General features: G+C 71.3%; 27 protein-coding genes. 4 read left to right on the top strand and 23 right to left on the bottom strand.

Annotated elements, in window-relative coordinates; all coding sequences use genetic code 11:
* From JD77_RS31460 to JD77_RS31430, 8 genes are all read right to left on the bottom strand, one after another.
* Complete coding sequence (locus JD77_RS31460) at nucleotides 1–510, bottom strand: RNA polymerase sigma factor (protein WP_246141389.1); 510 nt, start codon at nucleotides 508–510, stop codon at nucleotides 1–3.
* 26 nt (nucleotides 511–536) lie between these two features.
* The gene (locus tag JD77_RS32655) at nucleotides 537–695 is read right to left on the bottom strand and encodes a hypothetical protein (protein ID WP_170286668.1); all 159 of its coding nucleotides are present in this window, start codon (nucleotides 693–695) and stop codon (nucleotides 537–539) included.
* 183 nt (nucleotides 696–878) lie between these two features.
* Nucleotides 879–1,817, bottom strand: a complete 939-nt coding sequence (locus JD77_RS31455; RefSeq protein WP_145777908.1) for a hypothetical protein — start codon at nucleotides 1,815–1,817, stop codon at nucleotides 879–881.
* 15 nt (nucleotides 1,818–1,832) lie between these two features.
* Nucleotides 1,833–2,081: a hypothetical protein gene (locus tag JD77_RS31450; RefSeq protein WP_145777907.1), complete on the bottom strand. Its 249-nt coding sequence runs from the start codon at nucleotides 2,079–2,081 to the stop codon at nucleotides 1,833–1,835.
* Nucleotides 2,082–2,797: 716 nt separating this feature from the next.
* Nucleotides 2,798–3,289 carry a hypothetical protein gene (locus tag JD77_RS31445; RefSeq protein WP_145777906.1) on the bottom strand — a complete coding sequence of 164 codons (492 nt, stop codon included), beginning with the start codon at nucleotides 3,287–3,289 and terminating at the stop codon, nucleotides 2,798–2,800.
* Nucleotides 3,290–3,323: 34 nt separating this feature from the next.
* Nucleotides 3,324–3,779, bottom strand: coding sequence for a hypothetical protein (locus JD77_RS31440; RefSeq protein WP_145777905.1), 456 nt, complete (start codon nucleotides 3,777–3,779; stop codon nucleotides 3,324–3,326).
* Between the two features lie 672 nt (nucleotides 3,780–4,451).
* Nucleotides 4,452–4,892, bottom strand: a complete 441-nt coding sequence (locus JD77_RS31435; protein WP_145777904.1) for a GIY-YIG nuclease family protein — start codon at nucleotides 4,890–4,892, stop codon at nucleotides 4,452–4,454.
* Between the two features lie 3 nt (nucleotides 4,893–4,895).
* Nucleotides 4,896–5,198 carry a hypothetical protein gene (locus JD77_RS31430; RefSeq protein ID WP_145777903.1) on the bottom strand — a complete coding sequence of 101 codons (303 nt, stop codon included), beginning with the start codon at nucleotides 5,196–5,198 and terminating at the stop codon, nucleotides 4,896–4,898.
* 236 nt (nucleotides 5,199–5,434) lie between these two features.
* Here JD77_RS31430 and JD77_RS35845 point away from each other — a divergent pair, with 236 nt between their 5' ends.
* Together JD77_RS35845 and JD77_RS31420 are read left to right on the top strand one after the other, a co-directional pair.
* On the top strand, nucleotides 5,435–5,614 hold the full coding sequence (locus JD77_RS35845) for a hypothetical protein (protein WP_145777902.1): 180 nt from the start codon (nucleotides 5,435–5,437) through the stop codon (nucleotides 5,612–5,614).
* Nucleotides 5,615–6,067: 453 nt separating this feature from the next.
* Nucleotides 6,068–7,510 (top strand): hypothetical protein, encoded by a 1,443-nt coding sequence (locus tag JD77_RS31420; protein ID WP_145777901.1) that lies wholly within the window; start codon nucleotides 6,068–6,070, stop codon nucleotides 7,508–7,510.
* 267 nt (nucleotides 7,511–7,777) lie between these two features.
* Here JD77_RS31420 and JD77_RS31415 read toward each other — a convergent pair whose 3' ends face one another.
* Entirely contained in the window at nucleotides 7,778–8,374 is a 597-nt protein-coding gene (locus JD77_RS31415) for a helix-turn-helix domain-containing protein (protein ID WP_145777900.1), read from the bottom strand.
* Entirely contained in the window at nucleotides 8,374–8,643 is a 270-nt protein-coding gene (locus tag JD77_RS31410; RefSeq protein WP_145777899.1) for a hypothetical protein, read from the bottom strand. Before JD77_RS31410 ends, JD77_RS31415 begins: the two co-directional genes overlap by 1 nt.
* Nucleotides 8,644–9,627: 984 nt before the next feature.
* On the opposite strand from JD77_RS31410, the gene JD77_RS31405 reads away from it, so the two are divergent.
* Together JD77_RS31405 and JD77_RS31400 are read left to right on the top strand one after the other, a co-directional pair.
* Nucleotides 9,628–10,371, top strand: coding sequence for a ParA family protein (locus tag JD77_RS31405; protein WP_145777898.1), 744 nt, complete (start codon nucleotides 9,628–9,630; stop codon nucleotides 10,369–10,371).
* Between the two features lies 1 nt (nucleotide 10,372).
* Nucleotides 10,373–11,266, top strand: coding sequence for a ParB/RepB/Spo0J family partition protein (locus JD77_RS31400; RefSeq protein ID WP_145777897.1), 894 nt, complete (start codon nucleotides 10,373–10,375; stop codon nucleotides 11,264–11,266).
* A gap of 199 nt (nucleotides 11,267–11,465) precedes the next feature.
* Here the strand turns inward: JD77_RS31400 and JD77_RS34570 are convergent, their stop codons facing one another.
* The 13 genes from JD77_RS34570 to JD77_RS31340 all read right to left on the bottom strand — a co-directional run bounded on the left by JD77_RS34570 (nucleotide 11,466) and on the right by JD77_RS31340 (nucleotide 25,040).
* On the bottom strand, nucleotides 11,466–12,014 hold the full coding sequence (locus tag JD77_RS34570) for a hypothetical protein (protein WP_246141388.1): 549 nt from the start codon (nucleotides 12,012–12,014) through the stop codon (nucleotides 11,466–11,468).
* A gap of 155 nt (nucleotides 12,015–12,169) precedes the next feature.
* Entirely contained in the window at nucleotides 12,170–12,811 is a 642-nt protein-coding gene (locus tag JD77_RS34565; RefSeq protein WP_246141387.1) for a hypothetical protein, read from the bottom strand.
* 409 nt (nucleotides 12,812–13,220) lie between these two features.
* Nucleotides 13,221–15,239 carry a hypothetical protein gene (locus tag JD77_RS31390; RefSeq protein ID WP_246141386.1) on the bottom strand — a complete coding sequence of 673 codons (2,019 nt, stop codon included), beginning with the start codon at nucleotides 15,237–15,239 and terminating at the stop codon, nucleotides 13,221–13,223.
* A gap of 472 nt (nucleotides 15,240–15,711) precedes the next feature.
* Nucleotides 15,712–15,966: a hypothetical protein gene (locus JD77_RS31385; protein ID WP_145777895.1), complete on the bottom strand. Its 255-nt coding sequence runs from the start codon at nucleotides 15,964–15,966 to the stop codon at nucleotides 15,712–15,714.
* Complete coding sequence (locus JD77_RS31380) at nucleotides 15,963–16,382, bottom strand: hypothetical protein (protein ID WP_145777894.1); 420 nt, start codon at nucleotides 16,380–16,382, stop codon at nucleotides 15,963–15,965. Before JD77_RS31380 ends, JD77_RS31385 begins: the two co-directional genes overlap by 4 nt.
* A 5-nt stretch (nucleotides 16,383–16,387) precedes the next feature.
* On the bottom strand, nucleotides 16,388–17,122 hold the full coding sequence (locus tag JD77_RS33140; RefSeq protein WP_145777893.1) for a Pycsar system effector family protein: 735 nt from the start codon (nucleotides 17,120–17,122) through the stop codon (nucleotides 16,388–16,390).
* 83 nt (nucleotides 17,123–17,205) lie between these two features.
* The gene (locus tag JD77_RS31370; protein WP_145777892.1) at nucleotides 17,206–19,626 is read right to left on the bottom strand and encodes a DNA translocase FtsK; all 2,421 of its coding nucleotides are present in this window, start codon (nucleotides 19,624–19,626) and stop codon (nucleotides 17,206–17,208) included.
* Nucleotides 19,623–20,174, bottom strand: a complete 552-nt coding sequence (locus tag JD77_RS31365; RefSeq protein ID WP_145777891.1) for a hypothetical protein — start codon at nucleotides 20,172–20,174, stop codon at nucleotides 19,623–19,625. The genes JD77_RS31370 and JD77_RS31365 overlap by 4 nt, the downstream gene beginning before the upstream one ends.
* 119 nt (nucleotides 20,175–20,293) lie before the next feature.
* Entirely contained in the window at nucleotides 20,294–22,651 is a 2,358-nt protein-coding gene (locus tag JD77_RS31360) for a hypothetical protein (RefSeq protein WP_145777890.1), read from the bottom strand.
* Between the two features lie 94 nt (nucleotides 22,652–22,745).
* The gene (locus JD77_RS31355; RefSeq protein ID WP_145777889.1) at nucleotides 22,746–23,618 is read right to left on the bottom strand and encodes a hypothetical protein; all 873 of its coding nucleotides are present in this window, start codon (nucleotides 23,616–23,618) and stop codon (nucleotides 22,746–22,748) included.
* Nucleotides 23,612–24,115 carry a hypothetical protein gene (locus tag JD77_RS31350; RefSeq protein ID WP_145777888.1) on the bottom strand — a complete coding sequence of 168 codons (504 nt, stop codon included), beginning with the start codon at nucleotides 24,113–24,115 and terminating at the stop codon, nucleotides 23,612–23,614. The genes JD77_RS31355 and JD77_RS31350 overlap by 7 nt, the downstream gene beginning before the upstream one ends.
* A 65-nt stretch (nucleotides 24,116–24,180) precedes the next feature.
* Complete coding sequence (locus JD77_RS31345) at nucleotides 24,181–24,699, bottom strand: hypothetical protein (RefSeq protein ID WP_145777887.1); 519 nt, start codon at nucleotides 24,697–24,699, stop codon at nucleotides 24,181–24,183.
* A complete protein-coding gene (locus tag JD77_RS31340) occupies nucleotides 24,696–25,040 on the bottom strand; it encodes a hypothetical protein (protein ID WP_145777886.1) in 345 nt (114 codons plus the stop codon). The genes JD77_RS31345 and JD77_RS31340 overlap by 4 nt, the downstream gene beginning before the upstream one ends.
* Nucleotides 25,041–25,075 lie beyond the last annotated feature (35 nt).

Below are 25,075 nucleotides of genomic sequence, written 5' to 3'. Positions count from 1 at the left end.
TCATCGCCCCCCATTCGACATCGACGGCGCCGTCTGCGGCGCCTGCCCCGCCTCGACACCGACCACACCCAGTCGCGTCCGAAGCCGGCGGCGGGCGCGCATCAGCCGCATCGCGAACGTCGCCCGCGAGCACCCGAGAACGACCGCCGCCTCGGCGACGGTCAGACGCTCCCAGGCGACCAGCCGAAGGACCTCCCGATCGGCCTCCAGAACCTGATCAAACGCCACCGCAACGTCACGCTGGCTGATCACCTCGTCCGCGTGATCCGCCGCCACCGACTGATCCGGCTCCGCCGCGACGCGCAGCGTCAACTCCCGCCACCGTCGACGGCCTCTGGCCTCGTTGGCCAGCACTAGCGCTCGGCCGGCGGCGCGCAGCTCGCGCAGGTCGGGGATGTGGTTGTAGAGGGTGCCGGGGCTCAGTCCCGCCGTCGCTGCTGGAATGACCGACACCGTCCCCGTCCAACGCGACTGCGGGCCGACTTCGATGACAATCAGCCGCTTGATCATTTGCCATCGAAGAAAGCCCGCCCAGGTCAGGGACACAGCGCCGGGCCGATATGCCTGTCACGGGACACCGTGCCGACCGGCGCACCGGTGACCCGGGCCAACTGGTTGGTGGTCAGCACGCGGTGCTGGTCGAGCAGCACCAGCAGCTCGTGCGACGGACCGCCAGCGGTCCGCAGCCGCTGCACGAACGCCCGGTCAGACAGAGCACCCCTCCCCAAGTCCGCCTCTATGGCCACCTTCCTTGACACAGACAGTGTCAGTCGCCTGCCGACCGGAATCTGTCACAGGCGGCCTGGCCTGCGCTGTGAGCGGGGTCGGGGTTGCCGTTCGTGCCTGAAGCAAACGGCAACCCCGGCCAGCCCGGTTGGTCAATCAGGTGGTGGCAGCGTTTCCCCGGGGCATCGCCTGGTCAGGACCCGGGTGACCCGGGACGGGGCCAGCCGGCGCCACAGAGGCGGGCGGCTCTTCCCCGATTTGACCGGGGGGTCGCCGAAGTGGTCACGGATTCGCTGCAAGTCGTCGTCGCTGACCGGTTCGGCGGTCGTGAGCGCAATGGTGGCCTCCGAGGACCGGGATTCCTCGGGTGGCTTGGCCGTGCCGACGAACCGGGTGCCGGGCGTGACGATGCGTTTCCACTGCTGTTCCCACCGGGCGAGGTCCGCTGGGCCGCCTCCGCACTGCCTCACGATGGAGAGCACCACCGGCAGGGTCGGCTCGGTGCGGGCGGTGAGGAGTTCCCACTCCGGCGTGCCAGACCGGCCCGTCGACCAGGAGGCGGTCGTGCTCTGGCGCCAGCTTCGGATGTCCATGTTCTTGTCGGTGATCAGGTCCAGCAGCGTCGCGACCACGTCGTGCACGGTGCGTGCCTGGGCGAGGCTGCTCGGGCACGCGAGCATCGGATCGGTCCGAGTGAAGGTGACGACGCTGCTGTCGTCGTCCTCGTCGACCCGCGGCGCGAGTACCACCGTCTCGGTCTTCGACGGCAGCACCGGGACCTCGCTCGACGCCGCCAAGCTGGGGTTTCCCCTTTCTCGGTGCAGCTTTTCGGCGATCTTGTGGTAAGTGCGGCACTGGCTGAGGTCCTCCTCGGTGACAATGACCCCGCACAGCCGGACCGCCTCGAGGAACTGCTCCACGCACTGCCAGCCGCGGTAGGTGCCGTCCGCCATGGTGGACAGCGTGTTCGGCTTGACGTGGACTTGCTTGGCCAGGCGAGCGAAGGGGATGTCCCCCTTGAGCTCGCGCAGCTTTAACGCCAGCTGCTTGGCCGGCTTCCGGTCGCTGATCGGCTTCAGGTGTCGCCCCATTGCGACTACTTCCGGTCACGCGCGGGGCGGCAGAGCCGCCAGGTAGGACAGGAGCGAGCGGGCGGGCGCCGCCGCCGATCGCGTCGCCTGCACGGCCGTGGCGGTGACCGCCGCCGATGCCAGGACGCACACCTCGACCGGGAAGCCCCACGCCAGCATCGTCAGCACGAGCCCGTAGACGCCGACGACCAGGAACACCTGGACCAGCCAGCGGTTCTGCCGGACGGGAACGTCGAGATGAGGTAGACAGGTTACGTCACGCACAGACACGGTCCTCTCACGGGAGGACGCCCCGGGGGCTCTCATGAGCCCACGGGGCGCCCGATCGGGTTCAGGCTCGCGGCGGCCATCCAGCAAAACCGAAGCCGACTGTCATCAGCTCACGGTCAGCCGCACGCGTGCATGAAGCCTAAGCACACGCCCTGTCACCTTCCTGCAAGTTGCCGTGTCCAGAATGGTCAAATATTTTTCAATTGATCTTGTTATTGATCGAGATGGTCGTTCGTTCGACGCCTCCGAGGCAGCCGATCGGCGCAAGATCAGCGCAAGATTTGTCAAAATCAGGCTGCTGGTGTGGCGGTCATGGGCCCTGACGCGTTGTACTTGTCATATTGCTCAGCCAGGGCAACCAAGAGGCTACTTAGCGTTACCTGGCAGGGTGTAGATGTCCCCGACTCGGTCCGCAAGGGTTCAGGCGAGCGGGGTGGGGGTCTCCCGCTGTCACGGGAGACCCCCCGAAGTCCGCCGCTTGGCGGTGGGGCACCAACCGCCCTGCCGCCAACGGCGGACGAGGACGAGGACATCACCCCCACTTGGGACCGACATCCACTCGTACTGCGGCACTCTACTTTCCGCATTCATTCGGTCGCTACCCGTCACCGAGACATTTCCGCGTTGGTCCGGCATCTGATCCCGCTGGTCAAGCATGAGATTGCGCCGCCTAACGCGAAGGACTCCAGCGGCTGGTGCGTAGCGCTCGGTTAGAGAGGCAGGGACCGCTGGCGGGTCTTGACCGGCCGGCCGTTGACGTGGTCGGTGATGTAGCCGGTGGGCGGATGCCAGTGCGCGGACCAGTTGTTCTCCTTCACACCCTGGACGAACCGCTTGAGGTGTTCGACCTCGTCGGGGCGCCGGTCGAGGCTTTCCCCGGCCAGGAGCAGGACCCACTCGTCGACCTCGTGGCGGTGGCAGAACTGCAGTTCCCGGGCCGCTTCGTATACCCCGTAGCCGGAGCAGTCCAGCGACATGCGGGCGGCCCGGCCGAACGCCAGCGCCGGCTCGATCGCGGGGAAGAAGAACCACTGGCCGAACCCGACGGCGTACCCGCGGGTGACGCTGCGATCGTCGCGCAGTACCTCCCCGGGCAGCTCCTCGCACGCGACGGCGGCGAGGTACCAGCCGGCGTCCAGGCCGTTGCCGAACGCCGATTCGCCTCTCTCGTACCGCTCGCAGAGCATCTTGCGCCGCGCCATCGGGTGGCCTCCGTTCTCGTCGTCGCCGGTTCGGTCAGCGGGTGAGCCGGCTCGATGAGGGGCCTTTGCCGAGCCGCCAGTCCGACGGCTTACGCGCGGCGAAGGTCTCCCCATGCAGGATCCGGTCCCGCTCGCGGACCGCCTCGGCGCAGGCCACATGCGCCCATCCCTCGGTCACCTTCCCGAGCCGGGCTCCGGCACGGTAGCCGCGTCCGCACGTCACGCAGGTGCCGGCGAAACTGGCCGCGACGCCGGTGGTCTGCTTCGCGCGCGGCTGGGCGCCCGCGCTGCGGCGCTTCCCGGCGGTCGCGGCCGTCTTGCCCGTGGTCTTCTTCGGGCGAGGCTTGCGCGACGGCTTACCGGCCCCGGAGGTGCTGCCGGCCCCGGTGGCGCCGAGTTGCTTGGGCAGCTCGCCGTTCGTCGGCAGGTTCAGCGCCCGCCGGTACGTGGCGTCGGCGGCGGCCTGCCGCCGGGCACGAGACTTCGTCACGCCCGCACCGTACGACGCTTCACCGCACACCCCCGGCCGCCACGCCAGCGGCGAGCGGGGTGCGGCGTTTCCGCGGGCCTACTTCAGGGGTTCGCCACCCGGCTTGTGGGCCTCTTCCCGGAATTTGTGAACCTTCACGCGTCCGCTTGTGTGGCCGGCGCTCTTGGGCTGGCGGCCACTCATGGGATCGGGGCTTCGCGCGCCCGCGCGTAGGCGGCTCTCGAAACTCTCGAAACCCAGCCCGCCCTCCGGAAATCTCGGCCCCAAAGTTTCCGAACCCGTACAGGCAGCGAGGCCGGGAACGTTCCGGTGCGGCCGGCGGGGGCCGGGTCCCGGGGGCCCCGCCCACCTCGTCGGGACCGGCCCTACGGGCTGGACGGCACGAGCATCGCTGCCCGGAGGTGAACTGGCGCGTACCTCAGTAGACATGGGCTGACCTCCATAGTGTCGTGGGGGCTGACCGTCCGTGTCGCGGCCACGGCTCCTTCCCTACACAGCGGAGGTGCCGGCGCAGGCGCTGACGGTGCAACCGAGCGATCCACCGCACACTCATTGCACGCCCAGGGCGCAGGCGGCTGCGGCTTCCTGCGGGGCCTGCTCAGGGCCGGTCGGCGTCGAGCGGGATGCCGCCGAGCCGGTCGGTCAGCAGCGCGGTGGCGCCGTGGTCGCCGGTCACGAGTAGCACTCCTCTGAGCAGATGGAGCCGATAAACTCCGTCAGCTCAGGGTGGTTCTGGAACCATTCGCGATAACCGGGCAGAAGCAGGCGGTCGAAGCGCCGGTGGAGCTCGCCCTCCCGTCGCTTGCGGGCGTACCTGCTGTCTTCGGCGATGACGTGCAGCAACTCCAGGCCGTGGGGGTTGCCGGTGTGGAAGGGGCGCATCCGCTCGTACGGGTCGGCGGCCTCACCAATCTTGATGAAGGAGCCGCTGGCGATGAAGTACACGCCGGCGTAGTGGTGCGGCAGGCCGGGGTCGCCGAAGCAGCCGAAGACGGTCAGGTTGGCTTCGACCATGGCTTCTTCCGGGTCGCCGAGGGTGCCGTAGCTGCGGATCTCTCGTCGGTATCGGGCGGTCAGCCGCTTCCGGTCCTGGTAATCGCCGTAGGTGGTCATCGGTCACCGTCCCGGCGAAAGCAGGTGCCGACCGGGCCAGCGCCGTTGGCGGCGCGGCGGGCGTTGAAGACCCACATGAACCCCTGGCGGGCTGGTAGTGAGGTCGTCAACCTTCCCGTCGAGGCTCTGGCCCTGCTGTACCTGGGTCTCGCGGAGCGCACCGAGCACGCGGGTGTGGCCGCGGAGTTCGGCGCGGTACTCCGCGACGTCGCGGTCGACGCCGGCGGCCGCTGCATCCTGCCACACAATCGCCAACTCGGCCTCCCTCGCCGCGATCCGCTGTTCCAGTTCCTCAAGGCTGCTCATCGCTTGCGATTCTCTCCGGCGGCGGAACGTGTCAAGGGATTGAGGCCAGGTCAGCTATGGCTCATCTTCGGGGCGCGGGCGTAGGTCCGCTGTAGAGGTGTCACGGCACACCATTTCAAGTTCTGTGCAGGTGCAGCTGACGGCATCGAGCGTTGGGGTGGCCGAACGCACGGTGTGGCGGTGGCTGGAGCGGGCGCGCTCGAGCGGGCAGCACCGCGGCGCCGCGGCCGCGATTCGTGGTTGACGAGCAGTTGCGGCGCCGGTTGGCGTACTGGCGCGGCAACGTGGCGGCGCTGCACCGCGAGCTTGTTGCCCGGGCCGCCGCGGGAGAATATCGGCCACCGGCGGTGGACGTCTTCGGTGACGGCGGCGTCCAGGATCATCTCGGCGTGCTGGTAGGGGCTACCTGCCGGTGAAGGAGGGGTTGGCCAGGGTGTAGCCGCGCGCGGTCCAGGCGTGCCGGTCCAGCCAGCCGACAGGACCAGCCGCCCGAAGATCCAGCTCCAGGCGTACATGCCCTCGTACTGAATCGGGACAGCACGTCGGCCAGCGGCGAGGAGCGCACAGAGATCGCCGGCACGGTGCCGAAGCCGCGTTCGTTCGGCGGACGCCGGCAGATCGCATGCGGCACGACCCCTGCTCGGTTTGCTGGGCGCAGATCGGGCACCCAGCAGCGGCGGGACGGTGGCCGGCGCGCATTGCAGCAGATGGCGGCGTAACCGGTGACCCGATACGGGCACTGGGGACAGCTTGGGAAGCCCGGGGTGCCGGCCGCCGACGGGAAGGTCACATCGCTCCCAGCACTGCTCCTCCACAGCACGCGATAATCGCCTCCGCCATGCCCGATTGAGGGGACTACGCTCGCTGTCATGAGTGGATCACTGGTGCCCCGTCCGGCCGGCGCTGTCGCGACCGGATCGCCCGAGGCTGCCCTTCAAGGGCTGAAGTCCTTCGAGGTCATGATCCTTGGCCGTCTCGCCGAGGCCGGTCTTCCAACCGAGGGCATCCTGGTCGATCTCAGCCAACGGCACGTGCTGATGCAGACCACCCAGTTCGCGCTTACCGGGCTGCCGGCCGAGAAGCTGAGCCAGTCCAGCTACATCTCCAAGATGATCATCGCTGGCTCCGTCGGCCTGTTTGACGCGGCCCTGAACTACCTCTGGGACGAGACCGTCCTGGAACTGCGCAAACGCGTCGTAAACTTCGACTTGCAGTACTTCTACGAGGTAGCCGAGAAGTCCGACAAGAGGCGCCAGGAGCTCAAGACCGAGGACGATCTGCCCAAGCTCGACGACCAGAAACTCCTCACCGGCTGCCGCGAGATCGGTCTGATCAGCGAAATCGGCTTTCAGGAGCTGGAACTCATCCGCTACATGCGGAACTGGGCCAGCGCGGCACACCCCAACCAGGCCGAGCTGAACGGCCTGCAGCTGGCCAACTGGCTGAGCGTCTGCATCAAGAACGTCATCACGCTGCCCTACGACCAGGTCACCGCCCAGGTGAAGCGGCTCCTGGCAAAGGTCCGAGAGCAGCGACTCGACGACAGCACGATCAGGGAGATCACCGCCTTCTTCGTGAACCTCCCGCCCGCCCAGGCCGACCCGCTCGCCTCCGGTCTCTTCGGCCGATACACCGATCTGACCACCGCACAGGACACTCTGGACAACATCCTCCGGCTCTGGCCCGCGCTCTGGAACCGGACCTCCGACGAGATCCGCTACAACTTCGGGTTTCGGCTCGGCCGGTTCCGCGCCAACGGTGACCAGAACGAGGCAACACTCGCTCGGCAGTTGATCGACCTCGTCGACGGCGCCGCCTACCTGACGGTTGAGGAGCGGTCCTGGGAAATCGACAGCACCCTCGACGAGCTTCGCGACGCGCACTACGGCTGGAACAACTTCTACAACGAGCCGCCGATTGCCCGCAGGCTCCGTGAGGTCGTCGGCCAGAACAGCGACATCCCGGCCAGTCTGAACCGGAAATACGTCCTCGACCTCGTCGAGGTCTTCCTGACCAACGGCAACGGCGTCGCGATCAGCGCCGACCCGATCTATCAGGAGCTGATCGAGAAGTTCACCCCTGAACAGGCATCACTGGCGCTGAGGTCGTTCACCGACTCCGACGTCGTCGCCAAGCTGCACCGACCGCTCTCCCAGCAGAAGTGGGGCCAGCTCCTTCAGATCATCGGGCACAAGCTCACCGGCCGGAACGAACGCGAGCTGTTCAACGCCGTCCAGGCATTCACCGGCCAGCCCTCCCAGCTGGCCAAGGACGCTGGAATCAAGCTCCACCTTCAGCGATTCCCGAACTAAAGCGCGAGATCATCCGGTGCCGCACCGCTGCCCTCGTCGTTGACAGCAATCCCCACGGCGTATCACGGTCGAGGTGGCCCAGATCTTCGACTGACCGCCGCCGGGAAGTTTGAGCAGTAGGCGGTGGGCAGGAGGTCGTCAACCACAAGACCAAGCTAGCCGGCTTCGAGCGCACGGCCCTCCATCCGATCGCGTCCAACTCGCAGCGGCAAGCCGGCCCCTCGACGAGCGGGGGGCCGGCAGCCATGCGGCGGCTGATCCGGCCGGCTATTGCACCGGACGCAGCGGCGTAACCGAGCCGCCCTGCCAACCTGTGTCGGGCGCCATGTGCCACTCGATGTGACGCTTCGGGTTGGTCACCCAGGAGCCGCACGCGGGGCACTCGAAGCCGTTCGGGGCGCCGGGCGGGCCGGCCTGCAGGCCGGTGTTGTCGGACTTCTGCTCGGTCTTGCGGCTGGCGGCCTCCCACAACGGCACCCAGACGGACGTAAAGGTACGAGTGTCCACGTCCATGTGCTCGGCGAGCCGATCGAGCAGCTCACGACTGGGCGCTAGGTGGCCGTTGAGCACCCGAGAAAGCATCGACTCGGAGTAGCCGACGTCGCGCGCCAGCCTGGCCAGCTTCGGCTTACCGGCGGTGACGCGAGCCGCGGTGAGCACCTCGCTCAACTGCTGGCGGGCAGTTTCCGGGTCCAGTACCTCCTCGGCGGCCGCAGCCGCCATGAGCTGAACCTTTTCCACGCCGCCATTGAAGACGTAGACGGTGGAGTCACGGCTGGCGACGCCGTCAGCGCCGTACTCCCACCCGCGCCGTTTAGAGGCATGGCCGACACTGCGCCGCGGGCCGGGCATGGCCGCCTTCATCAGGATCGTCCCGGGCCGTCAACCAGCCGCAACAGCGTGGCGAGGTCCTCGCCGCTAGAGCGATTTCCGTCGATTACCCGATCGATCACCATGCCGGCGGCAATCCCGATCACCGCAACAAGGCCGGCAGCCTCGAGCACATTCAGTTGCTCGACGCCGGTCAGCCAGGTGAAGAAGACCAGGACGATCACGAGCACGACCGTGCGGCGCTTGGCCCGCTGGTCGGCCCACCACTTCTCGGGTGCGGTGCACCCCACAACAGCGTTCATTGCCGTGTGCCCTTCCGTTACTGGACAGCGCTGGACTGTGTGGACAGTGCGGGGAGGGCTCTCCGGCCCCAACAGGACCGGGTGGCGTGAGCTGTCTTCCCGCGCGGACCATGGTTGCGGATCAGCACCACGTCCCGCCATATCGACAGGACGGCCGACAAGGGGGCGTGTGAAAGTTCCGCGCAGGGTTGACGATGTACCGGCCGGCTCGCCGATGGCAGTGCCGGCCACGGTTCGGACACGACGAAGGGGCCCACCGACGGCAGGCCCCTGCACGTGCCTGGCGCGACGTCGCCACAACGCCTCTACCAGGTGTTACTGTCCCCGGTCCGGTCCAGCGCTATCCAGACGGCCTCGGGCAAGCCGCCGATCCTGGCGGCTCTACACGCCGGCGTCCTGAGGCTTCACGCCCGTCGGCGCGCCCGTGTGAGGCTCCCAGTAGAGCAGCCACCCTGACTAACCGTCGAGACAGCACTGCACTTTCATGCAAGCCCGCCGTTGCGGTAAGCAGCATCCCCACTGGTGAGAGCGCACCCGGGCCGCCGGGGGCTGGTGCGGGTTTCGGCAAGATCCGGAAAGAACCCAGACTCGGGAAGCCAACACGGATCACCAAATTCTGGATGCCCTCCGCGACCCCTGTGGCAACGCGACCAGGTCGCGAGCGAGGCCGAAAGATGCCCGATGCGCACCTCCCTCGCCCTGGCCTTGACCTCGCGGATCCGCGCTCCCGCGCCGCTACGCGGCTTGCCATCGGCTAGCGGAGTCCTGCGTCGCGAACTGACTACAACGCGAGTGCGATCAAGCCCCAAGTCCGACTAAGGCCGCTCAGGACTGAGGCTAGGTACACGTGATTAACCGCGGTTAACCAAGACACTCCCGACGGGACCAGGCTTCTGAGCAGGCCGGAGTTCGCCCTAGCATGGCGGGACATCCGAAGTACCCCGGCCGCAACGGCCAGGGGAAGCAAACGGAACGGAGCCCGTCATGACTCAGGTACATGTCATCGCCAACCAGAAGGGCGGCGTTGGTAAAACCACCCTCGCCGTCAACTTGGCAGCGGTAACCTACGACGTCTTGGTCAACCCCGAGCCGATCCTCCAATCGACCGCCGAGGCAATCGGTGATCCGGAGAGCCCGGTCATGGTTGCATCCACGGACCCCCAAGCCTCGTCAGTTTGGTGGTCACGGCGTGTGGAGCAGCAGGGAGGGCTGCCGTTCGACTTCGCCCAGGTCGACGACCCGCGCGACCTGCGCAAGCTGCGGAACCTGCACTACGAGCACATCTTCGTTGACACGCCGGGCTCGCTCGAGGATGAGCGCATCCTCCAGGTCGCGCTCGATGAGTGCGATGACGTTCTCGTGCCAATGGTGCCGGAGCCGCTCTGCTACGACCCGACCACCAGAACTATCGAAGCGGTTATCGCGCCGCGCGGGATTCCGTACCGGGTGGTCGTCAACAGCTGGGACCCGCGGGACGGGCTTCCCGACCTGCAGCAGACCGCGCAGTTTATTCAGCGCAAGGGCTGGCCCATGTGCAACACGGTCATCCGCCGGTACAAGCTGCACTCCCGAGCGTCCGCCGAGGGCATGGTGGTGACGCAGTACCCGCGGAACCGCGTGGCGATGGAAGCGCGCGAGGACTTCTTCCGCTTGGCGCTGGAGATGGGCTACGGCGGGGCAGCGCCAATCCCGTCACAGGCCGGCGTGCCAAACCTCCAGGAGGTCTGACGTGGCAGGGAAGCGAGTCAACCTGTCGGACCTCGCCACCGAGCCGGCGCTTCCTGAGGCACGGGTTCCGGCCTTTGCCGAGTCGGCGCCACGGACGGCTCGCGTGCAGCAGGTCGCGGCCAACCCACTGAACACCCGAGACCTTGACGCCGATCACGCGAAAATCGGGAGCATTGCGGACTCGATGCGCACGCACGGCCAGCTCCAGCCGTGCGCGGTGGTATCCCGGGAAGCCTTCCTGCGTATCTACCCGGAGCACGAGGCTGCCATCGGCAGGGCAACCTGGGTTCAGGTCACCGGCGGCAGGCGTCGCGCCGCCGCGCTGCTGGCGAACCAGCCGACGTTGGACATCATCGTCAAGAACAGTCTGGCGGAGAGCCGGGAGGCTTGGGTCAGCGCCACCGCAGCCGAGAATCTCGACCGAGAGAACTTGGATCCGATCGAGGAGGCCCGGGCGATTCAGCTCTTGGTGCAGGAGTGCGGGACGGGCAAGGCCGCAGCCGAGCGGCTGTCCCGCACCCCGGCCTGGGTGACTCAACGGCTCAACCTGCTCAAGCTTGCGCCGGAGCTACAGGCTCTGCTGAGATCCGGCGAGGTGCCACTCCGAGACGTCCGAGACCTCCACCAACTCCCCCTCGCAGAGCAGCTTGAGGAACTGCGACAGCGACAGCAGCCCCCAGCCGAGCCGCCATTAACCGCGGTTAACCGAGCTCCCGTCACCTCTGAAACGCTGCCGAGCAGTGGCGCGACGAGCGAGCGGCGCCCGCGCAAATCTGCAGCAGCATCTGCCATCAGGCGCCTCGGCGGCACCCCTGACAAGGTCGCGGAATCACTACGAGCGGAGATGACGCCTGAGGATCTTCGAACCCTGGCGAACCTCCTACTAACCGAGTAGCAACGGCGACGAGTGTGGCCGGGACACCAGGGTGTCCCGGCCACACAGATCGCCTGGAGGCCTGGCCGTAGCTTCCAGCCCGAAATCAACGGCAACGCTGGTCAACCGGCTCTCGACACGAGCAGCACTGCTGTCCTCCTGCCACCTGCTCTGACCAGCGTTGTCGTTGATTTTTCGCTGTTTACTACCGGGATGCCTCTCACCGGCCCCGGTCGGCGCGGAGCTGGTCGAGCAGGCCCTGGAGGCGCTCGGCGTGGGCCTCGGCGCGGTCGGCGCGGTCGGCGGCGGCCGCGGCGGCGGCCGCGGCGGCGGTCTCCAGCCGGACCACCTCGGTCCGGGCTTCCTGGGCGGCCTGCTCGGCCTGCCGCCGCTCGGCGTGGAGCTGGTCGACCTGGCGGCGGGCGTCGGTCAGCGCGGCGCGCTCGGCGCGCAGGTCGTCGCCGGCCTGCCGGCGGGCCGTCTCGGCCTCGGTGAGGGCGGTCCGGGCGGCGTCTCGGTCGGCGGTGACTGCCGTGAGGGCGGTTTCGACGCGCGCGGCGCGCTGCTCGGCCTTGGCGCGGTCGGCTTCGGTCGCGCGGAGGTCGGCCTGCGCGGCGGCCAACTGCTGGCGCAGGGTGGCCACCTGGTTGGTCAGGTCGGCGGCGCGGGCCTCGGCCGTGTCCGCGCGGGCGGTGGTGACGGCCAGGTCCTGGTGGAGCCGCTCGGCGGTGGAGTGGGTGACGTCGAGCTGGGCGCGAAGTTCGACCACGTCGGTGCGGGCGGTCTCCAGCTCGGCGGTGGTCGCGGCGAGGGTGGCCTCGGCCTGGTCGGCGCGCTGGATGGCGGCGTGCAGCGCCTTCTCCGTCTTGCGCGTCTCGGCCTGGGCGTCCTTCAGCTCGCGGCGCAGGCCGGCGACCTGGTCGGTCAGGTCGGCGGACCGGGCCTCGGCAGCCTCCCGGCGCTGCGTCTCGGCGATGACGGCCTGGGCGCGCTCGCCGGCGGCGGCCTCGGCCCGGCCCTGGGCGCGTTCGGCGTCGACGACCCGCCGCCACGCCTCGGTGGTCTGCCGCTCGGCCTCGGCCTCGGCGTCGCGGCCCGCCGCTCCGCGGTCCGCCGGGCCTCGGCCGCGGCCGCCGTTTCGGCACGGGCGGTGCCGGCGTCGCGGACGGCCTTGTCCCGCTCGGCCTCGGCGGTCTGGGCCCGCTCGACGGCTGCCACCGCGGCGGCCTCTGCCTCGGCGATGCGGGCGACGGCGGAGCCGTCCACGGCGCGCATCGCCTCCACCACGGCGGCCAGCTCGCCGGACAGCGCCTGCACGGCCGGCAGCACCCGGGCCGTCGCGTCCCGGTACGCCGCGAGGGGCACGTCCAGGCCGGCGGCCAGCTCGGCGGCGCGCTCGTCGGCGGCGAGCTGCTTGCAGGTCTTCCCGCCCGGCCAGCGCCGGTCCGGGCAGTACTCCGGCGGCCGGCCCCGGCCGGAGTAGGCCAGCTCGGCCCGGCACGCGGTGTACCGGCAGCGCAGCACCGGCCCCGATGTCACTTCTCGTTCGATCTGGCGATCCGTCATCGCGCTGACCAGCCCTTCGCCACTTGCGCGGCGGCCACCCAGCCGCGCCTGATTCTCATCTGATCTGGCGGATTCCCGGGTCGCTGGCGCGCGGCAAGCCGCAGCGGCCCGGGTTCGCCACTTCCGCTGAGAATCCGGCCGCCGCTCGCCACGTGGCTCGCCACGGTGGCTGAGAACTCGCCAGTTCAGCCGCGAAGCGACACCCGACTCGGGATCAGTGATCGTCTCCGTCATGACCCCATCCTAACACACTTCCACTTTCACATAACTCAAAATACTTATCATATTTTCGTAAGTCAGAACTATCTGATCTTGATTCGCCATGATCGTAAAAAGTGGCCCCTGAGATCGCCGTAGAGACGATTTCATGGGCCGGGCGGTACTTGAGGTACGCGGGAGTGGCAGTCGGCTACGGCCGGAGGGCGGGCGGCAGGCCGGCGCCGGGCTGCGCTACCTCGGGCCACTCGCACTCGGCCGCCGTGGTGTCGAGCAGCGCGGCCCGGTCGGTGCGGCGCAGGTGCCCGGAGGTGCGGGCGCGGATCGCGGCGAGCGCGGCCTCTGCGGCCGGGCTGCGGCGGCCGGGCTGGACGGCGGCCTGGTCGCGGTCGTCCTGCCCGGCGCGGACCACGTCCTGGTGCTCGCGCTGCGCGGCGGCCTGCGTCGCGACCAGGGCCCGGCGGTGCTCGGCGTGCCGGCGGGCCGGGTGCGGCGGCGCCACCGGTCCGGTCAGCGCGTCCTCGAGCACCGCCCGCAGGTACCCCACCGGGCTGTCCGGCTCGACCAGCAGCGGACGCGGCCGGGCCCGCCGGACCCAGGCGTCCAGGGCCTCCGCCGTCCAGTTCGGACCAAGCGCCGCGCCCAGCGTCGCGGCCACCCGGGGCAGGGAAGCGCCCCGCAGCCACACCCACCGGGCCTGAACGGCCCGTGCGAGGTCGTACGCCCACTCCGACCACTCAGGACGTGGGCGGACCGCCGGTGACGCGCCACGCTCGCTCTGGGCCGGCCTAGGACGCTGTACAGCGTGTGACCTGGCAGGGCCGCGATCGACTCCGCTTCTTGTTGATGAGCGCGAAGCGCCGTCCTTCCTCCGGCTTTGCCGGTCCCTCGACGGAGCGGACGCGATCGACGGCGAGATCAGCAGACCCCGAGACAAGCAGGAGTAAACGCTCATAGTTGAAGACACCGTGTGGGGGGTGCGGAAATTGGTGGCCTGGTGGCGGGCCTGATCGCGGACGCCGGCGACGGCTTGGCGCATCCGCCGGCGACGGACCTGCTCGCGGTAGTCGATCCAGCCGCCGGCACGGGCTTCGAGGGCGTCGACGCGCTCCTGGGCGGCGGCGAGCAGGCCGCGTGCGTGCTCCAGCAGGCCGGCCAGGATGTCCAGGGCGTCGGCCAGGTAGGCGGTCCGGGCGGCCGGGTCGCTGTGGTGCAGCGGTCCGCGGTGCAGCGGGGTGATGTCGAAGGTGGCGCGGGCCTGGGCCCGGCCGGTGGCGCACCGCTCGGCGTAGCTGAGTCGGCGTCCCTGCTCGGTGCGGGTGCACCAGCCCAGGGCCTCGGCACGGCGCCATGCATCGGTGACCGGGCGGGTGGAATCGCAGCCGGCCAGCTCGGCGGTTTCAGCCCGGCCGGGCATCGCGCGGCGGCCGGAGCGACGGTCGGCGTTGACGGCCAAGACCGCGCACACCCGGCCCAGGGCGGAGCGCCGGCCTCGGCGGCTGACCCGCGCGGCGGCGTCGCGCGCGAGCGCGTCGGCCAGCAACCACACCGGCCGGCCCCAACTCTCGCCGATCTGGAACGCGGTCACCGTCTCGGTCAGCCGGTTGGTCCAGGCGGTCAGCGCGTCGACGCGCTCACGGGCCTCGGTCACCTCGGCGAGCTGCGCGAACCGCGCAGCGGTGGCGGCGGCCTCCAGAGCCACGGCGTGCTCGTGGTCGGCGCGGGCCTGCGCGAGCCAGGAGTACCCGCACAGCCAGCACGTCGGCACCGGCTCCGGTTCGCCGCACGCCGCGCACCCGGCGGGCTCGTCGACGTCCAGGCGCTCGCGCAGCTCGGCCACCAGGCGCTGGCGCTGCCGTACGGCCTGCCGATCGGTGCGGCTGCGCCAGCACGACCAGCACAGCGCCTCGGAGCCCTCGCCGTCGCGGGGGAGCCCCTGCTTGTCCCGGCCGGCCGCCGCGCAGGGCACGCAGGGCGTCTGCAGGCCGGTCGGGTAGACCGGCCGGCGGCGGGTACCCGAGGTCGCGGCGAGACGCGCCTGCCCGGCACCGGTGAACTCCACCAGTAGTCGCTGGTCGACCAGGTGGGTGTGGCAGCGGGACTGGCCCGCCACGACCAGCGAGATGGTGCCGGTGGTGTAGCAATCCGGGCAATACCCGAGCGCGGTGACCCGATCTGGCGACAGGGTGGTCGAGCGGGGCGTGGCGATCATCGCGGCACCGCCAGGCAAAGACCACCTGCGGTAATTGCGGCGACGTGGAAGGGCGGGACTGGGCGCGCAAAGGGGTCAGCGCGACACGCAGAAAAAGTGTCGAGAGACAAAGATGCACCCAGCCCGGAGGTGGATGCTATGGTGTCCTCCGAGCTTGTTGGAGCCTCAGACCCCGTCCTCGCGGCCAAACGAAACAGGGGTTTGGGGCTCTCTTGCTGTCTGCAGTTAGGGGTTGAGCGCGGGCGCTCCCTCAAGATCAAAGTCTGAACGTAACCCGTGGATCTTACGGTGAAGCGGACCGTCACGGGGGCCCTAACACGCCCACGAACTGACCGTCCTGAGTAGACGTCCGCCCGAAATATGTACATACCGGTACTAGCCGGACAGCCTTTCCGGGCAAGGATTTCCCATTGCGGGCACCACGACGGGCGGCCGGACGAATCGGGCCGCCCGTACGAGGTGCTCGGGGTGATCACGCGGGCAGGTGGACGGTGTCGCAGTACACGGCCGTGCCGTCGCCGTCGTGGACGTACAGCTCGCCGTAGCGGTCCTCGGGGCCGTCGACGGCGGCGAGCAGCCGCTGCGCCTGCCGCTCGGCCGCCTCGACGTCGTCGGCGGTGAAGTAGATGACGGCCTGCGGGTTGTCGGGCTCCGGGTCGGTGACGACGTCGAGGCGGTACTCGTCGGTGGTGCCGGTGACGTACGTGGCGAACCGGCGGGCGGTCATCGGGGCACCGCCGGGGTGTGCGGGGCGTAGCCGGTGGTGAAGGGCCCGTCGGCGTGGGAGACGGTCCAGCGCAGGCGGCGGCTGGTGAGCCACGCGCCGGTGCGGCTGGCGAGGTCGCGGTGCCAGCGCCGGATGCCCGGGTCACCGCCGCCGTCGGTGGTGAAGGCGAGCAGGGCGTAGCCGCCGGGGACACCGGCGTCCGGCTCGCCGGGTTGGGCCTGGCCGTTGACGGGGAAGTGCACGGAGGCGAGGGCCGGCATGCCCTGGTCGGGCAGGGTTTGCAGCATGTGGATCCGGCCGTAGTCGGCCAGGTGCCAGCGGCCGTCCAACGGCAGGCCGAGCACGGTGCGGGCGGCGGCGAACAGGTCGTAGGCGTCGACGCGGTCCTGCACGACGATCGTGGTGGTGGTCGTCATCGCGCTCACCGGCCCCAGATCGCCGCGGCGGCGGTGACGGCGGCGCCGGCGTACCCGGCGAGCAGCAGCGGCACCGCGCGGGCGATCGCGGCGTACTTGGCGCGGGTGGCGCGAGACAGCCACCACAGCTCGCGGGCGCGGCTCAGCGGGGTCATCTGCGCGACGTGCTCGGCGTCGCCGCCGGCGACCCGGGCCAGGACGTCCTGGGCACCGTCGGCGTCGGCGTAGGCGACGAACCCGAAGTCGCCGCCCAGCCGGGGGCGCGAGGCCAGCAGCAGCAGGACCACGGCGGCGAGGACCACCACGGCGGTCACCGCCCCGGCGGCCAGCGCGGCGGGCGAGAGGTGGCCGCCAGCACCGGCGCCGCCAAGCACGGCCAGGCCGGCGCCGAGCAGCACCCCGGCCATCTGCAGGTAGCCGCCGGCCTTCGGGTCGATGCGGGCCAGCTCGGCACGGACGGTGGCGATCTCGATGTCCAGGGCGGCGGTGGCGGTGCCCCGGCCACAGGCGGAGGCGTGCGCGCCGGCGCGGGCGAGGATCTCCAGATGCGAGAAGTCGCGGTCGGTGGTGCCGCAGCCGGTGCAGCGGGAGGTGCTGTCGGCCAGGCCGGGGGAGACCTCCACGAGCACGGCGTGGGCGCCTGCGGTGGGGATCTGGAAGTGGCGGCGCTGGCCGCGCGGGTCGTGGTCGCTGGCGTAGGCCGCGCCGAGGTAGGTCGGGTCACCCGGATCGGGCACCATGGGTAGGACTCCTGTCGTCTGTTGCGGATGGGGAGTTGGCGGGCGGCCCCGGCTTTGGAAGGCAGGGGGCCGCCCGCGCCGCGTTAGCGGCTGGTGCGCGGGAACGGCACCACGTTGGTGGCCGCGCCGTCGGTGTCGGCGTGCTGACCGGTGAGGGTGGCGAGCAGGTCGGGCAGCTCGTCGGGGCGCAGCAGCACCTCGCGGGCCTTGGAGCCCTCGGCCGGGCCGACGACGCGCATCTGGTGCAGGGCGTCCATGAGCCGGCCGGCCTTGGCGAACCCGACGCGCAGCTTGCGCTGGATCATCGAGGTCGAGCCGAACTGGCTGGTGACGATCAGCTCGGCGGCCTGCACGAGCAGGTCCCCGTCGGCGTCGTCCAGACCGGTGGCGTCGACGGCCCCGGCGGTCGCCGTGGGGTCGGCGGTCGGGGCGGCGGTGACCGTCGGGTCGTAGGCGGGGCCTGCCTGGCGGCGCCAGTGCTCCACGACGGCGGTGACCTCGGCCTCGGACACCCACGCGCCCTGGATCCGGACCGGGGCGGAGGCGCCCATGGGCAGGAACAGCCCGTCGCCCTGGCCGAGCAGCTTCTCGGCGCCGGGCTGGTCGAGGATCACCCGGGAGTCGGTCAGCGAGCTGGTGGCGAAGGCGAGCCGGGACGGAACGTTGGCCTTGATCAGTCCGGTCACCACGTCCACGGAGGGGCGCTGGGTGGCCAGCACGAGGTGGATGCCGGCGGCGCGGGCGAGCTGGGTGATCCGCACGATCGAGTCCTCGACGTCGCGGGGGGCGACCATCATCAGGTCGGCCAGCTCGTCGACCACGACCACCAGGTACGGGTACGGCTCCAGGGTTCGCTCGCTGCCGGCCGGGGCGGTGATCTGCCCGGCGCGGACCTTGCGGTTGAACTCGTCGACGTGCCGGCACCCGTGGGCGGCCATGTCGTCGTAGCGAATGTCCATCTCCCGCACGACCCACTCCAGGGCGTCGGCGGCCTTGCGGGCGTTGGTGATGATCGGCGTGACCAGGTGGGGGATGCCGTCGTAGGCGGTCAGCTCGACCCGCTTGGGGTCGATGAGCAGCAGCCGCACCTCGTCCGGGGTCGCACGGGTCAGGATCGACACGAGCAGGGTGTTGAGGCAGCCCGACTTCCCGGCGCCGGTGGCTCCACCCAGGAGCAGGTGCGGCATGGCCGCGAGGTTCGTGGTCACCGCCGCGCCGTCGATGTCCTTGCCCAGCCCGACCAGCAGCCGGTGCTGGTCGCGGGCCGCGCCCCGGATGACGTCGCCGAGGGTGACGATCTCCCGGTGCTCGTTGGGCACCTCCACGCCGATGGCGCTCTTGCCCGGGATGGTGGCCAGCATCCGGATGTTCTCGGTACGCACGGCGTAGCCGAAGTTCTTCGCCAGGCCGAGGATCTTCTCGACCTTCACCCCGGGCCCGATCGTGATCTCGTGGCGGGTCACGGCGGGTCCGCGCCGGTGGTCGCTGACGCGGGCGTCGAGCTTGAAGTCGGTCAGCACGCCCTGCAGCGCCTGCGCGTGGGCGGCGGTGGCCGCGTCCTGGGCCTTGGGGCGGGCCCCGGCGGCGAGCAGGGTCAGCGGCGGCAGGTGGTAGCGGGACCCAGCCGCCGGCGCCTCGACCGGGCGGGTGGTCGACGCGGTCGGCGCGGCCGGGGAGACGGGCCGGACGGCGTGGACCGCAGGGGCAGGCGCTGCGGGGGCCGGGTCGACCACCTCGCCCACGACCACCTCGTCGTCGGGGTCGACCTTGGCGACGCCGTCCGACCAGACCGGGGCCGGGGCCGCCGCCGTGACGGCGGCTGGCCGGCGGGTGCCGGCGGGGGACAGGCCGGTCAGCCGAGCCCGCAGGCTGTCCCGGGTGGCGCCGGTGGCCAGCAGCAGCCCGGCAGCGGTGGCGGCCAGCAGCAGCGGCACCGCCGCCCAGCCGGTGATTCCGGCGGCCAGTGCCCGGCCGGCGAGGCGGCCGAGCAGGCCGCCGGCCTCACCGAGGCCGGCGTGCGGGACGCGGGCGGCGACGGCCAGGTCGACCAGGCCGGTCACCCCGGCCGCGGTGAGCAGTCCACCGCCGATGCTGCGGCGTACCCGGGTGCCCCGGGGGTGCCGGAACGCCAGCACCGCGCCGGCGGCCATGAGAGCGGGCATGGTCCAGGTGACCTGGCCGACGAACAGTGCGCACAGGTCGGCCAGGCCGCCGGGCAGGGCGCCGGCCCAGCCGCCGGGTCGCCACCACGCTCCGATACCGAGTCCGGCGCTGGTGAGGGTCAGGGCCAGGCCGGTCCCGTCGCGGTAGCCGAACGGCGCGTCGATGGTCGGCTCGGCCGCGCGGCGGACCAGCCAGCCGGCCCCGCCGGCGGCGCCCATCCAGCTGATCGCGGTGACCTTGCCGGTGGTCTTCATGACGTTGGTCTTCTTCCGTCGGGCGGGCCGGCGGGCCGGGCGGCGGGTGCTGGTGGTGCGCCGGGCGCCGGCGCGCGTCGTGGTCATCGGGCCACCTGCGATTCCGCGGAATCCGCGCCGGCGGGGCGGGTGATCACGACGGTGGTGTGCCGGGGGGCGGCGGCGCGGGTGCGGGCGAAGGCGGGTACGGCGAGCAGGGACCACACGGCGGCGGTGACGGCCACCGCGAGCTCCCGGTTGTCGGGTGGGCTGGCGGCCCAGACCATCGCCGCGGTGCTCGCCCCGTGCAGGCACCAGCCGATGCGGGCGCCTCGGGCGCCGAGGCTGGCGGCGGTGAGCAGCACCGCGCCGGTGAGGAGCCAGCCCCACCGCAACTGCTCGGCGGTGGCCGGCAGGCCGGCGGCGTGGCTGTCGAGGTAGGCGTGCACCGGCGTGGTGATGGTGCGGGTGATCGGGCCGGTGGCCAGCCAGCCGGCGGCGGCCCGACCGGCGTCGCCGGCGATCTCGCCGCCGGCGTCAAGCATGGCGATCACGCCGGTGATCAGCTTCCACAGCAGCCAGAGCGCCCCTCCGGCCAGGATGGCCAGGACGGTCAGAACGCCGGCGACGACCCAGGTGTCGGCCGGGTGACCCACGCCGGCAGGCGGCGGGTCGCCGGGGTGGTCGGGGTGGGGGAGGCATCGGCGGGAGAGTCGATGCCGGCGTCGAACTGCGGTTCCACGAAGGTTCTCCTTCGGTCGATGGGGTGGCGGGGTCAGGCGTCGATGTCGGCGAGGGTCTGGTCGAGCTGGTCGGCGGTGACGAGCACGGTGGGGGTGCCGTCGGGGCCGGCGGGGCCGAGGACACCGGTCTCGGTCATGCGGTCGAGCAGCCAGCGGGCCTGGTCGGTGGTGACGGTCAGCCGGCGGGTGAGCATCGCGGGCGTGGGGATGCCGGTGGTGACGACCAGGGCGACGGCCTGGCGCAGCAGCTCGTCGACGGCGACGTCGGCGGCGTCGGCGGCGGGCTGGTCGCTGGCGAGGGCGTAGTGGCCGTGGCGGGCCTTGACGACGTCGCCGCGGGCCATGAGTTCGGACAGGGCCTTGATGACGCCGCTGTCGGACAGGCCGGTGACGGTGATCAGGTCGCCCTTCTTGGTGGTGCCGGCCTTGATGGCCTGGTAGATGTCGCGCGCGGCGGGGGTCAGGCCGGACGGGTCCGGCGCGGCGGCGACCGGGGTGGTCGGCGTGGCTGGGTTCTCCGCGGGGGCCTCCAGGTTCAGGGCGCCGGGGAAGGCGACGACCTTGCCGTAGCCGGCGGCCTGCCCGGCGTCGGCCGGGGTGGTCTTGGGGGTGGCGAACTCGACGGCGTCGATGCGCCCGGAGATGAGGTCGTCGAGCTGGCCGGTGAGTTCGGCGCGGGCGGCCTCGACGGCGACGTTGCGCTCGGCGTACGGGGTGCCCAGAGCGCGCAGGGCGACCAGGTCGTCGTCCAGGGGCGCGTCGGGGGTGTGGGCGAGCCACCAGTGGGAGGTGCCCTCGCGGGCCTCGGCGCCGGCGTGCACCGCGTCGAGTTCGTCGTCGGTGAGTTCGGCGAGGTAGTACGACCGGAACGGGGCGGTGCGGTCGGTGGTGCCGATCGCGGCGACGGTGTAGCCGTAGCCGGGCAGGTCGGGCAGCAGGGTCGGGTCGAAGTCGAGCTTGAGGACGCCGGCGGTCTGGGTGTTGGTGGTTCGCAGCACCACGGTGTTGCCGCGGCGCACCGCGTTGCGCAGGCCGTTGCTGCCTCCGAAGGTCGGCAGGTCGCCTTCCTGGCTGGCGAGGATGAGGGCGATGCCGAGCTTGCGGCCGACGCGGCCGATGCGCTCGCAGATGGCGGTGGCCTCTTCGCCGTGGACCTCGTCGCTGAGGATCATGTGGCACTCGTCGAGCACCGCGACCACGCCGGGGCGGTGCGGGCGGGGGGTGAACCCGTTGCGGCCTCGGGCGGAGTTCTCGATGCCGCGCCAGTACACGAGGCGGTCCAGGCCGCGCAGCATGGCCATGATCTGCTCGTTGCCGCGCGCGGCCCAGGTGGCGTTGCTCGCCAGCGCGTCCGACGACGTGCCGCCCTGCGGGTCGCCGTAGAAGGTGGTCACCAGCCCGGACGCGCGCATGGAGCACAGCAGCGCCTCCAGCAGCCGAGACTTGCCGGAGCCGATGCCGCCGACGACCAGGCCGCCCCAGATGGAGTTGTGGCTGAACAGCTTCCACGGGGCCGAGCCCTCGCCGTCGGCGTAGGGGCCGAGGAAGACGGTGCCGATGTTCGTGGCGGGGTCGTAGTCGAGCTGCGGGCCGCGGTAGGGCTGCGACACCTTGATCGGGGACTTGCGGACCACGGTCAGCGCGACCCGGGAGGCGTCGCCGGAGTCGTGGCGCTCCAGGACGATGTCCTCCTGGGCGACGTGCAGGCCGGAGGCGATCAGCGTCAGCGCGGCCATCGCGGTGGCGATCGACTGGCGGCCGGCGCGCAGCTGCACGTTGTAGCGCTCCTTGGTGGCGCTGATCTGCGGGTCGGTGAGGTACGACTCTGGCAGCGCGCCGCCCTTGCTGGCGACGTTCGCGGCCCACAGGGCGGGCACGCTGTCCAGGTCGAACGCCGGCGTCGGCGCGGTGGCCGGGGTGACGTTCGGGATGCGGTGGTGCCGCCACCACGGGGTGGCCAGCCCGAAGCCGATGCCGGCCAGGGCGGCGGTCATGGTCCAGTCGACGCCGTTGCCGGCGGCGACGGTCAGCCAGGTCACGGCGGCGGCCAGGCACGTGTACAGCCAGGTGCGGACCCGGCGGGTGCGGCCTCGGCGCAGGACCATGGCGACGATGACGGCGGCCAGGCCGGCGGTGCCGGCGGTCGCGGCGGACACGGCCTCGGCGTCGCCGGTGAGCCACACGGCGGCGCGGGCGAGCCACGCGGCGGACCACACGGCCACGAGGACCTTGTGCGGGGCGGTCTGGTGGCGCAGCCGGTAGCGCATCCGGTCGCGGCGGCGGGCCTCGCGGTCGGCGCGGATCTGCGCGGCGGTGGGTCCCGTCGACGCGGGTGCCGGCGGCGCGGCCATGGCCTCGACAGCGGTCAGGCCGGGCTTGGTGTGGACCATCGTGGATCACCTCGACTCTCGACGGGCAGGTGGTTGGTGCGGGGGCGGGGTGGCCGCCCGGCCGGAGGGGAAGCCCGGCCGGGCGGCCGGCGGGTTACTCCTTGGTCATCCAGTCCTTGTCACCGGCGTCCCGGTTGGCCTGGTACGCCTCGCCGACGGCGTCGTGCTTGGCCAGCACGGCGTGCGCGGCCCGGAGCTGGGCGGCCATCGCGGTGGCGGACTCCTGCGCCTGGGCCAGGTGGCCCAGGGCGGGGCCGCCGACCTTCCCGGCGGTCATCCGGGCGATGGTCTGCTCCAGGCTGGTGACCGCCGCGACGGCCGCCTTGGCCATGGCGTCGGCGTAGTTCTTCGCGGACGCGTGGCCGCTGACCTCGGGAGTGGGGGTGCTCATCGGTGCTGCCTCCTTGCTGGACGGGGCCGCCTGCCCGGTCGGGCTGACGGGGTTGGGCATGGAGGGGCGGGCGAACATCGCCGCCAACTCCTCCGGGGTCGGCGTCGGGATCGACGCCGGGTCGGTGACGGCCGTCGCCGTGCCAGCCGGGGCCGGCTGTGCGTCGGCCTGACCGGCCGCCGGGGCGGGGCCGGGGGTGGGGCGGGACTGCTGGGTGCGCTGCTCGGCGGCGGCGGCCAGTGCGGCGTCGCGGGCGGCGACCTGCTCGGCGCGGGCCGCCTCGTACGCGGCGCGTTCGTCGTCGACCCGGTCGGCGCGCTTGGTGTTGGCGTTGGCCCACGCGTCGGCCCAGGAGTCGAACAGGTAGCAGCGCAGCGGTCCCTTGCTCCAGAAGCCGGTGGCCTTCGGGCGGGGCTTGCCGGTGCGCTTCTCGCGGGCGCTCCACCGCTTGTCCCAGAACTCGCGGCGGGGGCTGTTCTGGCCCTTCGAAGCGTGCATGACGTCCTCGGCGGCGTTCTTGACGACCCAGATCAGGGCGATGACGAGCAGCAGTGGCAGGAACACGTCGATCACCACGCCGTCACGAAAGCGCTGGCCACGTCGGCGGCGGCCTCACCGACCACGTTGACGGCGTCGCTGCCCATGCCCGCCCACACGCCGCCAACGATGGCCAGCAGCGTCGGGAAGGCCAGGGCGAGCCAGGGCAGGAGCTTCGACGCCTTGGCCTTCTTGCTGGGCAACAGGTCGTGGGCGAGCCACAGGGCGACGCCGGCGACGATCGCGCCGGGGATCGCAACGCCGAACGTCTTGGCGGTGCCGGCGGACAGGCCGGTGCCGGCCAGCTCGCCGGCCTTGCGCAGGAAGTCGCCGGCCCAGCCCGCGGCGCCGGCGATACCGGCGCCGGCGATGAGCATCAGCCAGCCGACGATCTTCGGGGTCTTGTTCCGCTTCCACTGGACGAGACCGAGGACCAGGGCGAACACGGCCACGGCGACGGCGGTCGCCGACGCGGCGGCCGACGAGCCGGCGTCGTCCTTCGGCGCGGCGGCGGCGAGGAGGGTGAGCGTGGACATGAGGTGCCTCCCTTCGAGGCAGGTAGGTGGAGCAGGGGGATTCCGTGGAATGCGAGCGGGAGGTGCTACAGCCAGCCGGGCCAGGGCAGCCAGGCGCCGGGCGGGGTGTGGGCGAGCAGCCCGTACAGGACGGTGACGGTGGCCAGGCGGCCGGGGCGCTGCACGATCCAGGCCGCGTAGTACAGGACGGTCGTCACCGCGACGGCCAGCCACGAGTAGCCGATGCCCAGCGCGCGTACCGGGCCGATGCCCGCGCTGGTCCACTCGCCGGTGCGGGCGTAGGCGATCAGCTCCAGCAGCGTCGCCGGCGGGTCGGCGACCACCGACGGGGGCCGCCAGTACGCCGCCAGACGCTCCTTCAGGCCGTTCCAGACCCCCGGCGAATCCGCCGCCTCGTGACCTTGCGTGAGTGCGGTTTCCGGGGCTACCCTCGCGCGCGCACCTGCGCGCGCTGCGCTGTTGGCCGTCTCGGTGGCGACCCCTGCAGAGTGCGAAGTGGGGAGTGCGGTTTCACGCTCCGTCACGGGTACGGGCGACGGGCGGCGGCGGGCCGTGGTGGCCTGCTCGTCGGTCGTGGTGCTCATGCCGATGCCTCCTTCAGCAGTTGCTCGGCCAGGTTCTTGAGCTGCTCGACGGTGTGTCCGGCGACCTGGTCGGCCCGCGCGGCGGGCAGCTCGGCCAGGGCGCTGGCCAGGAACGACGCGGCGGCGGACACCTTCTGACCAGGGGTTTTCGCGGCGGCGATCCGCATGCCGAACGCGGCCCGCTTGCGTTGCGGCCGGGACTCCGAACGCTTCGGCGCCGCCGGCAGCTCGCCGACCACCGACCGGGCCGCGTCCCGGACCCGACGCCGGTCATCGCGGCTCTGGCCTGCGGAAACACCGACGACGCGTTCGGCGGCGCGGGTCCTGCGGTAGCCCGACATCACACCTCCTTGTTGATCTTGTGGGGGAGCGGGGT

This window comes from Micromonospora olivasterospora (genome assembly GCF_007830265.1).
GTDB classification, from domain to species: Bacteria; Actinomycetota; Actinomycetes; order Mycobacteriales; family Micromonosporaceae; genus Micromonospora; species Micromonospora olivasterospora.
This window is presented reverse-complemented; position numbering and strand designations above follow the sequence as displayed.

Excerpts from the sequence above, each read along its gene's own strand:
- JD77_RS31415 (WP_145777900.1), bottom strand. The coding sequence starts at position 8,374 with ATGAAGGCGGCCATGCCCGGCCCGCGGCGCAGTGTCGGCCATGCCTCT.
- JD77_RS33140 (WP_145777893.1), bottom strand. The coding sequence starts at position 17,122 with ATGGTGCCCGATCCGGGTGACCCGACCTACCTCGGCGCGGCCTACGCC.
- JD77_RS31420 (WP_145777901.1), top strand. The coding sequence starts at position 6,068 with ATGAGTGGATCACTGGTGCCCCGTCCGGCCGGCGCTGTCGCGACCGGA.
- JD77_RS31385 (WP_145777895.1), bottom strand. The coding sequence starts at position 15,966 with ATGACCGCCCGCCGGTTCGCCACGTACGTCACCGGCACCACCGACGAG.
- JD77_RS31390 (WP_246141386.1), bottom strand. The coding sequence starts at position 15,239 with ATGATCGCCACGCCCCGCTCGACCACCCTGTCGCCAGATCGGGTCACC.
- JD77_RS31430 (WP_145777903.1), bottom strand. The coding sequence starts at position 5,198 with ATGAGCAGCCTTGAGGAACTGGAACAGCGGATCGCGGCGAGGGAGGCC.
- JD77_RS31360 (WP_145777890.1), bottom strand. The coding sequence starts at position 22,651 with ATGGTCCACACCAAGCCCGGCCTGACCGCTGTCGAGGCCATGGCCGCG.
- JD77_RS31410 (WP_145777899.1), bottom strand. The coding sequence starts at position 8,643 with ATGAACGCTGTTGTGGGGTGCACCGCACCCGAGAAGTGGTGGGCCGAC.
- JD77_RS31345 (WP_145777887.1), bottom strand. The coding sequence starts at position 24,699 with ATGAGCACCACGACCGACGAGCAGGCCACCACGGCCCGCCGCCGCCCG.
- JD77_RS31445 (WP_145777906.1), bottom strand. The coding sequence starts at position 3,289 with ATGGCGCGGCGCAAGATGCTCTGCGAGCGGTACGAGAGAGGCGAATCG.
- JD77_RS31405 (WP_145777898.1), top strand. The coding sequence starts at position 9,628 with ATGACTCAGGTACATGTCATCGCCAACCAGAAGGGCGGCGTTGGTAAA.
- JD77_RS31340 (WP_145777886.1), bottom strand. The coding sequence starts at position 25,040 with ATGTCGGGCTACCGCAGGACCCGCGCCGCCGAACGCGTCGTCGGTGTT.
- JD77_RS31370 (WP_145777892.1), bottom strand. The coding sequence starts at position 19,626 with ATGACCACGACGCGCGCCGGCGCCCGGCGCACCACCAGCACCCGCCGC.
- JD77_RS31435 (WP_145777904.1), bottom strand. The coding sequence starts at position 4,892 with ATGACCACCTACGGCGATTACCAGGACCGGAAGCGGCTGACCGCCCGA.
- JD77_RS31380 (WP_145777894.1), bottom strand. The coding sequence starts at position 16,382 with ATGACGACCACCACCACGATCGTCGTGCAGGACCGCGTCGACGCCTAC.
- JD77_RS31460 (WP_246141389.1), bottom strand. The coding sequence starts at position 510 with ATGATCAAGCGGCTGATTGTCATCGAAGTCGGCCCGCAGTCGCGTTGG.
- JD77_RS34565 (WP_246141387.1), bottom strand. The coding sequence starts at position 12,811 with ATGACGGATCGCCAGATCGAACGAGAAGTGACATCGGGGCCGGTGCTG.
- JD77_RS31350 (WP_145777888.1), bottom strand. The coding sequence starts at position 24,115 with ATGTCCACGCTCACCCTCCTCGCCGCCGCCGCGCCGAAGGACGACGCC.
- JD77_RS31455 (WP_145777908.1), bottom strand. The coding sequence starts at position 1,817 with ATGGGGCGACACCTGAAGCCGATCAGCGACCGGAAGCCGGCCAAGCAG.